Annotated in this window: 11 protein-coding genes, 2 other RNA genes and 1 riboswitch; of the genes, 3 read left to right on the top strand and 10 right to left on the bottom strand. The window is 36.0% G+C overall.

Features of this window, described 5'->3' with window-relative positions; translation table 11 throughout:
- The gene (locus FOT98_RS15780; RefSeq protein WP_063263216.1) at positions 1-312 is read right to left on the bottom strand and encodes a hypothetical protein; all 312 of its coding nucleotides are present in this window, start codon (positions 310-312) and stop codon (positions 1-3) included.
- An 82-nt stretch (positions 313-394) separates the two neighbouring features.
- Between FOT98_RS15780 and FOT98_RS15775 the strand changes: the two genes are divergently transcribed.
- The gene (locus tag FOT98_RS15775; RefSeq protein WP_063263217.1) at positions 395-844 is read left to right on the top strand and encodes a hypothetical protein; all 450 of its coding nucleotides are present in this window, start codon (positions 395-397) and stop codon (positions 842-844) included.
- 175 nt (positions 845-1019) lie between these two features.
- Here the strand turns inward: FOT98_RS15775 and ssrS (FOT98_RS15770) are convergent.
- The 5 genes from ssrS (FOT98_RS15770) to FOT98_RS15750 form a co-directional block, all read right to left on the bottom strand.
- A non-coding RNA gene (gene ssrS / locus FOT98_RS15770) (6S RNA) lies at positions 1020-1203 on the bottom strand.
- Positions 1204-1224: 21 nt separating this feature from the next.
- A non-coding RNA gene (gene ssrS, locus FOT98_RS15765) (6S RNA) lies at positions 1225-1407 on the bottom strand.
- Positions 1408-1523: 116 nt separating this feature from the next.
- Positions 1524-2357: a sulfurtransferase gene (locus FOT98_RS15760; protein ID WP_061679492.1), complete on the bottom strand. Its 834-nt coding sequence runs from the start codon at positions 2355-2357 to the stop codon at positions 1524-1526.
- A gap of 2 nt (positions 2358-2359) precedes the next feature.
- Positions 2360-2632 (bottom strand): YpbS family protein, encoded by a 273-nt coding sequence (locus tag FOT98_RS15755; protein WP_000451820.1) that lies wholly within the window; start codon positions 2630-2632, stop codon positions 2360-2362.
- A 30-nt stretch (positions 2633-2662) separates the two neighbouring features.
- The gene (locus FOT98_RS15750) at positions 2663-3121 is read right to left on the bottom strand and encodes a GNAT family N-acetyltransferase (protein WP_063263218.1); all 459 of its coding nucleotides are present in this window, start codon (positions 3119-3121) and stop codon (positions 2663-2665) included.
- 72 nt (positions 3122-3193) lie between these two features.
- On the opposite strand from FOT98_RS15750, the gene FOT98_RS15745 reads away from it, so the two are divergent.
- Positions 3194-3448: a DUF3931 domain-containing protein gene (locus FOT98_RS15745; RefSeq protein ID WP_000369740.1), complete on the top strand. Its 255-nt coding sequence runs from the start codon at positions 3194-3196 to the stop codon at positions 3446-3448.
- Positions 3449-3451: 3 nt separating this feature from the next.
- Here FOT98_RS15745 and FOT98_RS15740 read toward each other — a convergent pair whose 3' ends face one another.
- Positions 3452-7111: a dynamin family protein gene (locus FOT98_RS15740; RefSeq protein WP_063263219.1), complete on the bottom strand. Its 3660-nt coding sequence runs from the start codon at positions 7109-7111 to the stop codon at positions 3452-3454.
- Between the two features lie 549 nt (positions 7112-7660).
- On the opposite strand from FOT98_RS15740, the gene FOT98_RS15735 reads away from it, so the two are divergent.
- Positions 7661-8824 (top strand): DUF418 domain-containing protein, encoded by a 1164-nt coding sequence (locus FOT98_RS15735; protein WP_063263220.1) that lies wholly within the window; start codon positions 7661-7663, stop codon positions 8822-8824.
- Positions 8825-8839: 15 nt separating this feature from the next.
- Here FOT98_RS15735 and pbuX read toward each other — a convergent pair whose 3' ends face one another.
- The 3 genes from pbuX to FOT98_RS15720 all read right to left on the bottom strand — a co-directional run bounded on the left by pbuX (position 8840) and on the right by FOT98_RS15720 (position 11829).
- Entirely contained in the window at positions 8840-10162 is a 1323-nt protein-coding gene (pbuX, locus tag FOT98_RS15730; protein WP_061679496.1) for a xanthine permease PbuX, read from the bottom strand.
- Positions 10163-10165: 3 nt separating this feature from the next.
- Complete coding sequence (locus FOT98_RS15725; protein ID WP_000866491.1) at positions 10166-10759, bottom strand: xanthine phosphoribosyltransferase; 594 nt, start codon at positions 10757-10759, stop codon at positions 10166-10168.
- 105 nt (positions 10760-10864) lie between these two features.
- A riboswitch (purine riboswitch) is annotated at positions 10865-10966 on the bottom strand.
- Between the two features lie 116 nt (positions 10967-11082).
- Positions 11083-11829: a type I methionyl aminopeptidase gene (locus FOT98_RS15720; protein WP_063263221.1), complete on the bottom strand. Its 747-nt coding sequence runs from the start codon at positions 11827-11829 to the stop codon at positions 11083-11085.
- Positions 11830-12339 lie beyond the last annotated feature (510 nt).

The raw sequence follows: 12339 nt of genomic DNA, 5'->3' as shown, positions 1-12339 counted from the left end.
TTAGCCCCCAAATCCTCCCTTTGAACCGCTCCCAATTCCACCTTTAAATTCCGCAGACGATTGATACGATTTAAACGCCGATGAATTTTTAAAAGCGGATTTATTTTGATAGTATCTCCCACCATAGAAGTAATGCCCACGATAACCTGAACTACTATCATCACACTGCCATACCCCAAGTTCATCATCCCAATCCCAATCTGAACAACTAGTATCATTCGGTTTTGAGGGAAGATCTTGTGCGCAGCCAAATAAGGTGCCAGTCATTAAAGACGTTACAACACCACCTACTAGCCATTTCGTTTTCGTCACCTTCGCACTCCCCTTTTTAAATTCTATTCCTATTATATAGGATGTCATGATAAAGTAGAAGAAAAAGGAAGAAGAGGATAAAATGCGCTTAGAATATCGACTTAATGATGAAACGAAAGGGTATCCTGCTTTATGGAACTACGCAAATATTTCTAATTCTGAAATCATCGCACGCATGACTTGTGAATATTTTATAAAAGATAAAAATACATATGTTGTTACTGCAACTTCAGTAGATCCAGACGGAACAGCAGTTATATATATTCAGCAAGAAACCTTTTCTAACGATCCTTCAGATCCTACTTACTTCCACATCGGTTTTGAAATTAGAGAGCTAAAGGATACGAGTTCAAACTTAATTGAAAGTAAAGATGTATGGAACTATGAAGAAATTTTACCATCTCTTCATTCAGATATTATATATATTAAGCGCGACGGCACGCATATGGAGTTCACTTTAGATTCAAGAGAGATTGATGAAGACAGAAAGTGCTATATTTATTATGGAAATTTCACGGGTGAATCGAGATAAAGTGAAACTTTAATCAGCCCTCACCAATCGGACTTTAATGGGCAGCCCGACCCCCACCTAACTTCTTTGCTTTCGCTACATTTTGAGGTGGGGGTCTTACTGCCCATTAAAGCGGGATAACATGAATATATATATGCAACAAAAAAAACCTTACGTATAAAACGTAAGGTTTTTATTTAGCCCCACATATGCCGTTCTCTCTAGATGTCCATAAACCTGCTCTCACAGGTGGATGCTCTCACAAATGTTTGTAACTTCCTTCTTAAAAAGATGGCATGTTAGCTACATTTAAATATTGAACTTCCATATTAAACTTATTGGTTTAAGACATACATAAGCTACGTACACCGTAGGAATTTTATATAATGTTAGTTGAAATAAGACCCCCGCACGTGCCGCTCCTCGTAAATGTCCAAAAACCCGCTACTCGCAGGTGGATGCCCTCACAGTTACCGTACATCTTCCTCCACTAGGAAGGCTTGATGATGGTCGCTAAATATTGAGCTTCCGTATAACTAACATCGGTTTTAGACATAAATAAGTTACGTACACCGCAGGATGTATTATTTACTTGTCGTTATATTATCACATTGTTTCCAATGTGTAAAATACAAAGTTTTTCGAGCAATTTCTTGCTTGTGACCTTATTTTAATACAAATTATTTTTGCATGCAAGTGATTAATCTTCTTCTTTTGCAATTTGATTTTCTGGGTAAGAAATCCAATCACTCCAGCTACCTGCATACAATTTAACATTTTGGAATCCAGCTAATTTCAATGCAAGAATATTTGGACATGCTGTAACGCCAGAACCACAATATACAATTGTTTCCTTATCTTTCGAAAGATTTTGGAATCGTTCTTGTTGCTCAGCTTCATTCTTAAATTGTCCTGATTGGACAATTCCATCCTTCCAAAAATAGTTTACTGCTGTTGGAATATGTCCCGCTTTTGGATCCACAAGTTCCTCTACACCAGCATAACGTTTTGGTTCTCTAGAATCAATTAACGTAACATTTGCACCTGCATGAATATTCTCTCTCACCGTTTCCATCGTTACAAGCATATGATCTTGTACATTTGCTTTGAATGCTTTCCGTTTAGCAACAGGAATTTCCGTTGTTATCGGTAGTCCATTCTCTTTCCAAGCTGGAAATCCGCCATCTAATATATATACTTTCTCATGTCCTACATAGTTTAATAACCACCAGAGACGAGAAGCATTTGCACCTGCTTGACTGTCATATGCAATTACTGTCGTATGTTCATCAATACCAGCTTGCGAAAGCTTGTCTGCAAACGCCTCAATATGCGGCAATGGATGGCGACCACCATGTTCTGTTACAGGACTTGATAAATCTAAATTTAAATCAAAATATAACGCATGAAGAATATGTTCTTCCTCATACTTTTCTCTACCCCAATTAGGATTCGCTAAATCAAAACGACAATCGATTATACGGACATTCTCATCTTCTATATGCTCACGTAACCATTCGACTGTAACTATCATCTTTAACGACCTTCTTTCTCTTGCAAACGACTTACATACTCCATAACCATTTCTTCTGTAACATATTTACGCTGCAAGGTAACACCATTTTTTGCAAGATCATTAATTTGCTTTGTTACAACATTAATGACATCAACCGAAAATTCTTTCCCATTTGACGCAAGAGATACGGCTGCTTCAATAGCTGCTTCACGCTGCGCATCTAATTGTAAACATGCTTTTACACTTTCATTTTGTTTACGAGAATGTGCTGTAATTGCTTTATGTACTTCCATCTTCTCTTCCCCCTAAATAAGTTATACGTTCTAATTCAATTCCATTGCAAGCCGAATCATATCACGGCATACAATCCCATTTTCAATAATCTCTTCTTCATAATGCTTCGAAAAGTAATCAAAATCAATAGAAAAAATACGAAATCCACATTTTTGATATAAAGCAATTTGTGAAATACTAGAATTGCCTGTACCAACTTCAAGTTTTGACATACCATATCCTTTAGCAGTTTCTATGGCATGACTTATTAGCTTCTTCCCAATACCTTTTCCTTGCAAATGCTCTACAACCGCAATATTCATAATCTCCATCGTCTTCGGCCTTGTTTCCAAAAGAACATATACACCGATAACACGCTCCTCTTGCTTAGCTACATATGTTAAGCCTCTTTGTACATATGCATCAATTTGCCCCTCACTTGGATCAGCAAGCAATAATAAAGGTTTCGGTATAGCTTCTTTCGAAACATACTCTATTACTACACTCATAAAAAATTCCCCTTTCTCTATTGTTCTAATCCCTCCTTGTCTACCATAAGTAATAGAAAGGAGGGATTCACCATGGACAACAATGAGAAAAAATGCAACGTCATCTCTATTGATGGAAAAAAGAAGAAAAGCGACACGTATTCCTATCCAAAATTAGTAGTAGAAAACAAAACATATGAATTTTCTTCATTCGTCTTATGCGGTGAAACACCAGACGGCAGACGACTCGTTCTTACTCATATGATTTCTACCGATGAATTTGCTGGATTTGTCAAATCTTTAGATACAGTACTGCAAAAGAAAATTGAACGAATCTTTTTCTCATAACAATTAAATCACATAAATTTCTTTTTCAATCTCAACTAACTGCTTTTGCAATTGTTCTTTACTTTGTTCATATAGTGATACATCAATCGTTTCCGCTAATGCAAATAATATACTTTCATAGTAGTTCATCACATCTTGCTGCATCACTTTTTGGAATAAGTTCCATTTCATATCCCATTCTTGCTCATAATGATGAACAAATAAATCTTTTTCATCAGCTACATAGTTTGATACGAAAGGCTCTAATACAACTTTAGCCTCTTCTTGCATGAAAGCTTTATCATTTTTTTCAAAAAAGCTTTTTTCATTTTTAAAATGCGCCAATGCTTTTTTGAAATCTTTTATTTCAACTGATGGGAACGGTTCTTTATGTGTAATATCTTTATATTCATAATCCACTGTTCCACTCATAGAAATTGATTCATTTTCTACTTTACAGTTCACCACAATTTCGTTCTTTGCACGTTTCATCGCTTCATCTATCCATTTTTCAAGGCGTAATGATGTCGCACGCATTTCTTGTAATAAATCATGCTGAATAAATGCTACTAATTCCATAACGCACTGTTGCAACTGTACTTTCACATTTCCATCCGTTCGAAGGGATGCTGGATTAATAAATTCAGTAAACACATCGTTATAGCGTAGGAATAGACGCTGTTGCACGTAATACAGCAATTCTTTCACTTCATTTTGCATCGCCTGCTCTTCAGCAAGCACACTATATGATGAAATAATATGAAGTAGCTGATCACGCTCTGCTTCATATTTTTTCGTTTGCTTCTCTTTCTCTTCATTCCCTTGCTTTGCACCATTTATCATATTTACTAAAAGCTGATCTGCTCCTTGCAATGCACCATATAAAGCATGAACAGATACGAGCATTAAATCTCTCATCATAAAGGATGTAAATGATTCCTCGAACTTCGCAATCCCAGAGTTTTGTAATATACCGTACTTTTCTTTTTCAATATTCTTTCCTTGTTTCTCTTCAAGCGCACATAAACTTGAAATTGCGAATAAACGTGGATTTCTAATACCGTATTGCAGTAGCTGGTCTGCGATATACCCTTTTACCATTTCAAGTTCTTCTTCAGACTCTGCTAAATCGGCCGCATTAATTAAGAAGAACATTTTATCAAGAGCAAACGTATCCTTTACACGACCAAGCTGGATTAAAAATTCACGGTCAGCACGAGAGAACACATGATTATAATACGTTACAAATAAAATAGCATCCGCGTTTTTAATATACTGGAACGCAACGTCCGTATGGCGGGCGTTAATAGAATCCGCTCCAGGTGTGTCTACCAGCGCTACTCCTTGCCTTGTTAAAGCACAATCATAATACAGCTCCATGTACTCAACAAAACATGATTTTTCTTCATTCGCTACATAATCAGAAAACTCTTCTAACGTAACTTGTACTTGCTCCCCTAAATGAGCAGAAACTGTATCATACCCTTTTTGTACCGCTCGTAAAAAGCTAAATGTTGTTTTTTGCTTCCCAGTTGGTGAAGGATATTTCATAACTTTATCAATTTGTGCTAACGCTTCATCTAACGTAGTAATCTCATAATGAAACAGCTTATAAACAGCTTTCATATCTTCTAATAGAGCTTGCTTTGATTTAAATTGAACGATTACTGTTCCGTGTGGTTTTTCCTCTGTAACTGGCAAAATTTGATTGATCGTTGCCGTCGTCGGATTTGGTGACACAGGAAGTACCTTCTCACCAAGCAATGCATTGGCAAATGATGATTTCCCAGCACTAAAAGCTCCGAATAACGCTACTGTAAATTGTTTTGTTTCCACACGACGCCTTTTTTCTATTACCTCTTGCTGTACATGTTTCAGCGCTGGCAATGGCTCTAATATCGTTTCAGCTTTCTTCACTTTCTCTAATATACGCTGAATATTTAAAGCTGCCGTTCCTTTTATCTCTTCCTCACGAGCCATTACGTTACTGTTTACGCTTTCCTGTTCTTGTAGTGTGAATTTCTCACTAACAATTTGTGTTTTACTTTGCAATATCTCCTCTATTTGCAATCCTTCTGGTGTAGCAATACGCTCGTGCCAAACATTTTGCAAATAACTTTCATATGCCTCCAAATTGTTACTGTATTGCAACTTCGTTTCTTTTGCTGTTTGCAACATCGTATATTTTTCTATCTCTTCTTCAATACGAGTAACTTCTTCCTTCACCTTTTGCTTTAAAACAACTGCACTTTTATCAAAAATTTGCTGTGCTTTTGTAAAATAACGTTTCTTCAGTTCATTCGCTACATCCGCTGTATAAAGAAGTAAGTAATCCCCTGTGAAACCTGCTCCTTGTTTAATGACTTCAGCTAACATTTCTGGTCCAAAAGCTATTTCTAAAGCATATATGTCTTTCCCAATTTCCTCTGTAAACAATCCTTCTTCCTTTAAGAAGGTAACAATAAATTCTTTCACATGGAAATCAAGTTGCGTTTCAACAATCTTTTGTAAGGCAGAATAAAAGGCATCTAAACGTCTCTGCTTTTCTTGCTCCGTCTTTCCTTTCGCAAATAGCAAACCGACCTTAAACTTAGTTAATTTCGTTTCTAAATACGCATTTGCCAATTCTCTCATTTCAAATGGCATTAAATACGCGTTATCTAATATAGCTTGTAAGCCTTTTATAAATTCGTTTCTCACGTGAGACTCTTTACTAGCCTCGTGATGTTTAGTTTCCGTTAGCTCTTCTTTCTTTTCCACTATCTCTAAAATGGAAAGCGGTGATGTTAACTCTTCCTCATATTTCAAAAGAGCTTTTTCATTTTCAGAAAGAATAAACGAGAAATGTTCCCCCATTAAATATTCTGTTTCTCGCTCCATTCCATCTCTTACATACTGCTCTTTTTCTTTCATAATAGAAGTAATTAATGTTTCTAAACTTCCAATTTCATTATGTGTATGGTTCATCATTCGTAATGAAGTATAATACACTCCATCTACTTCAATATCCCAGTTAGAGAACGATTGTTTTACACTATCTTTATAATCCTCAAACGATAATTCATTTTCTTTATGTTTATCTATTTGATTTACAACGAGATAAACCGTTTTATTACGTTGTTTCAATTCTTTAACAAATTGTAAATTCACTTCCGATTGGACGTGATTATAATCCATCATATAAAAAATTACGTCTGCTAGATGCAGTGTTGATTCTGTCGCTAGTTGGTGGGCATCATCTGTTGAATCAATCCCTGGTGTATCAACTAACATAACACCCTCAGGAATTGGCGCATCATTCCGATAAATGTGAACACCAATTACCTCATCACCGTCTTTACAAATTTGTTTTAATTCTTCAGCTGAATATGCACCGTCATACTCGTACTGTTCTCCAGATTTAACCGTTACAACAACACGATCCATCCCTTTTTCAATTTTGACAACGTTAGCACTTGTCGGAATTGGACTTGTCGGTAACAACTGCGCTTTATATAGATGATTCATCATCGTTGATTTCCCTGCAGAGAAGTGACCGCAGAACGCAATCATAAGTTGCTCTTGCTTATATTTTTGAATCACCTCAAACAACTTTAAACTATTCTCTGCATCGCCGTGTTTTTGCCACTCTTCATAAAAACAAACAAGTTTTTTCATACCGTTTGTCTGTACTATGTTTGTCATCCCCTTGTTCCCCTTTATCCAAGATGTATATACTTTTCCTCGCTATTTGCGAGCTCATAATCAACGGGACATACATCCTCTCATTGATTACAGTTTCACTTTACTATCATACTAAATTTTCAGCATATTCTCATTAAAAATAAAAAATCCCTTTCATTCTTTTTACAAATGAAAGGGATTTTATGTCATATCACTCATTTTGCTGTTCCTACTCCATTTAAAACATACTTTGCAATAACTGCATATACAGCTACCGTACCTGCTACTAATGCATATACCATACTCATGCACCAACCTTTTTTGATAATGATTATCACTTTTAAATACATTTTATCATTAAAGAGAATCATTATCAACACTTTTTATAAAGAAAGCCCCTTATAAGAAGGAGCTTTACTGCCTGTTTTGAAGAAGGTTAAAACTTGTTGTGCACTCTTATTATATCTCATCTTACATAACTTAATAGTAAAAAAAAATGGAAATCTCCCCTATACCCTCCACCTTACATTTTGTATAATAAAAGGGAATTACTTAACAAGGAGGAAAATAATGACACAAAATATTACACAAGGCGAGAGGATACGCTCCATCGATATTATTAGAGGAATAGCTGTATTAGGTATTTTTCTTGTGAACTGGCCTGTTATCGCCGGGATTGACTCACGTGATATTTCAGGGATTTACGAAGGGATAGACAGCTACATTCGCCTATTTTACGATATGTTTATTCAAACGAAGTTTTATACTATCTTTTCGTTTTTATTCGGCCTAGGCTTTTACATTTTTATGACTCGTGCTGAAGCGAAAACCGATCGTCCAAAAACTTTATTTGTTCGTCGCTTACTTATTTTATTATTATTTGGTTTCTTACATTACGTTCTTTTATGGGACGGAGACATTTTACATACGTATGCAATCGCTGGATTTTTCTTATTTTTATTTTATAAGAGAGAACCTCGTACCATTTTAATATGGTCAATTGTACTATTAAGTTTCATGCAATTGTTCACATTATTAGGTTCTCTTCTCATGCTATTAGTGCCGGTAGATGAACTAGGTCTTTCCACCGCAATTATGCCGTTAGAAAATTGGAGCTTACAAATTACAGACAGATTCCATTCTTTCTATTCTGAAGCAATAAGTAACAGCCTTATTATGCTCCCTGAAACACTAGGATTGTTTTTACTAGGATTATATGCTGGTAAAAAAGACATTTTCCGCCGTGCTAAAGAATTAGATCCAAACCTTAGAAAATGGCAAATCATTATGTTCATTTTAACATTACCGATGTGGTTTATTATGGTTTATTTCTTTATGAACAATCAACCATACACACCATTTTCACTTATGGGTATTACAATGATAAGTGGAAAAACATTATTCATCTTCTACATTGTCACGCTTATGCGTTTATTACAAAAAGAAAAATGGCAAGCATTATTACGTCCGTTCCAATACGTTGGTCGAATGGCGTTAACAAACTACATTTCACATACAATCGTCACGTTACTTGTATTCGGACTATTGTTCAAAAATGATTATCTTGCTCCATTATGGGTAGGACCACTATTCTGCATCGGTTTCTACACGTTACAAATCTTTATTAGCCGCTGGTGGCTGTCACGTTATCAATACGGCCCACTTGAGTACATTTGGCGTCTTGGTACTTACGGGAAAATGATGCCACTTAAAAAGAAAAGCAAGGTCTCATAACGAGACCTTGCTTTTTTATGCTTCTCTTACTGCACTTTGTATAGACACTGGCTCTTCTTTTACTTTCGCTTTACGCTGCGGCACCATATTAAATACGATATTTAAAAGTACTGCTGACGCACTTCCAAGTACAATTCCGTTATCTGTTAAAATACGAATGCTTTCTGGAAGTTGTGAGAATAATGTAGGAACAACTGTAACTCCAAGTCCAATTCCGACAGAGCATGCAACGATTAATAAATTTTCTTGTCTTCCAAAATCAACACTACTTAACATTTTAATACCATATGCCATAACCATACCGAACATTGCTAACATTGCACCGCCAAGTACTGATTTCGGAATGATTGTTGTAATAGCTGCGATTTTTGGAATGAAACCAAGAACGATTAACATACCACCACAAGTATAAATAATAACGCGATTTCTTACTCCAGTTAATTGAACAAGTCCTACATTTTGAGAGTATGTTGTATATGGGAACGCGTTGAAAATACCACCTAATACCATCGCTAATCCTTCTGCGCGATAGCCTTTTGTTAATTCTTTTTCACCGATCTTTTTATTGCAAATATCAGATAATGCAAAGTAAACACCTGTTGCTTCTACAATCCCTACACAAGCAACTAAAATCATCGTAATAATTGGCGTCAATTCAAATGTTGGTGTTCCGAAGTAAAATGGCTGAATACCATGGAACCAATCAGCCTCTCCAACTGCTTGCAAGCTTACTTTCCCCATAAATGCCGCAACGATTGTACCGAACAATAGACCTAGTAAAATAGAGATCGAACGAATAAATCCGTCAAAAAAACGATACATAATGATGATAAATAGTAACACACCAAATGCTAACGCTAAATTTTCAAGACTACCGAAATCCTTACTTCCTACTCCTCCAGCCATATCATTAATTGCTGCTGGAACAAGTGTAACTCCAATTACGGTAACGACAGATCCTGTTACAACAGGTGGAAACAGTTTTACAAGCTTTCCAAATAATTTCGCAAAAATAACAACGAATAACCCGGCAGCAATAATTGCTCCATAAATAGAAGATACGCCGTATTGTTTTCCGATTGCAATCATCGGCCCAACTGCTGTAAATGTACAACCAAGTACAACTGGGAGTCCAATACCGAAAAAGCGATTTGATAATGCTTGTAAAATTGTCGCAACGCCGCACATTAATAAATCAATTGAGACTAAATATGTTAACTCTTTTTGATTTAAACCAAGTCCGCCGCCCACAATAAGCGGAACGATAATTGCGCCAGCGTACATAGCAAGCATATGCTGCATACCAAGCGATGCAATTTTAAATGGATGTTGCTTCATTGCTTATTTCACCTCCGCAGTTTCATGCTGTACAAATGTAACTGTGCCGTTATCAAGTGATGCAATTTCTGCTAGTGACTCAACACGAACTCCTTGTTCACGCAGCTTCTTTCCTCCATCTTGAAATGCTTTTTCAATAACAATACCAATACCTGCAATACTTGCTCCTGCTTGCTCTACTAAACTCATTAAACCTAAAGCAGCCTGACCGTTCGCTAAAAAGTCATCGATAATTAAAACGCGATCAGTTTCATCGATATGATTTCGAGATAATGAAATTTCATTCGTTTCTTGCTTCGTAAATGAGTATACGTTTGCAACGTACATATTATCTTGTAACGTTAACGATTTACGTTTTCTTGCAAAGATTACTTTTACACCAAGCTCTAATGCAGCCATAACTGCTGGTGCAATGCCTGAAGATTCAATCGTCACGATTTTTGTAATGTTCTCTTCTTTAAAACGTTTAGCAAATTCTTTTCCGATTTCTTGCATAAGTACTGGGTCAATTTGATGATTTAAAAATGCATCTACCTTTAATACGTCACCAGATAAAACCTTTCCTTCGTTCAAAATCTTTTCTTGTAATACTTTCATGTTTGTTCCCCCTCTTATGCAATAAAAAACTCCAAAAGCCGCCACCACTCGTTACAAGTGAGAGACGCGCTTTTGGAGTTTCGCAAAAAAGAATGCTAAACAAGCAATATATTCGTCCTCACTCATAGTCAAAGTATTTACGGTACTTCGGTAGAAACTTGCAGGCCATATCCCCGCGATTATATGAGTGTAGCTAACTATTTATTTTATAGATGGATTATAACGCACTTTTTACATTTTGGAAAGCATTTATTAAAAAAACACGTACAAATTTTATAAAAACAATATTTTCGTTCGAGTTTTGCAAACTCTTACATATTATTTTAAAGCGTCGTTAAAACGATTGGCCCATCTTTTGTAATCGCAATTGTATGCTCATATTGAGCTGATAATTTCCCGTCCATCGTTCTTGCAGCCCATCCATTTAAATCTACTTTCGAATAGCGCATGCCTACATTTACAATAGGCTCAATTGTAATTACCATTCCTTCTTGTAACTCAGGCCCTTGTCCTTGTTTCCCAAAATGAAAAATTGCTGGCTCTTCATGAATCTCTTTACCGATCCCGTGTCCTGTAAAATCTCTTGCGACAGAAAAACCTTCCTTTGCTACGTAACTCTCAATTGCATAGCCAATATCTCCTACATGATTACCGATTACTGCCTGATCAATTCCTTTATACAATGCATTCTCAGCTACTACTAATAACCTTTCTGCTTCATCAGAAACTTTTCCAACTCTATACGTCCAAGCAGAATCTGAAAGACCACCATTTAAGTTTACTACCATGTCAATTGTTACAATATCGCCCTCAGTTAAAGGTTCATCCGCCGGAAAGCCATGACACATTTCATCGTTTACAGATGCACACGTTGCATATGGATACCCGTTATATCCTTTCTGCTGAGATATTGCACCATGCTTTTCTAAATACGCTTCAACAAACGTATCAATTTCTTTTGTCGTCACACCCGGTTTCATCATTTTCGCAATTTCTCTATGACACGAAGCAAGTAACTTCCCAGATCCGTGCATCAAATCTATTTCATTTTTTGTTTTAATTGTAACCATGCTTACCTCTACCTTCCTTACTAAACTTACTATTTACTACTAATACAAAGCTTCTAATTATAAGAGCAGACATCCTTTTTTCTATTTTTCGAATGTAAATTTGTATTTCATTCGTTTTTACATATTACATCTAGTATTTTTTGTTGATGTTTATTTATAAACAAAGTATAGTAACACTATACTATTAAAAGGAGGATTGTTAAAGATGATGCATGCAGGAAGACTACGTCAGCAAACTTTGAACACTAAGTAACTTAATATGTTCAAAGGCTCTGTTTTCATAAAGCAGAGTAAACGGGATTAGTCTGCACATTTTTAATAATCTTCAACGGAAGAATACACTTTCCACATGAAGAAAGGCAGATATACGTCTGTCTTTTTTTCGTATATTTTTTCATACAAAGAGAGGCGTTTATTCATTACATCCTCGTTTACTCTTAACCACAGACAGAAGCCCGTCTGTGGTTTTTTATGATTACATTTTCTTATATCTTGCTACTTTAATCATAT

It is taken from the genome of Bacillus sp. HY001, assembly GCF_007558965.1.
Taxonomy (GTDB): Bacteria; Bacillota; Bacilli; order Bacillales; family Bacillaceae_G; genus Bacillus_A; species Bacillus_A mobilis.
Note: the sequence above shows the minus strand (reverse complement) of the source record. Positions and strands in the feature narration are given on the sequence as shown.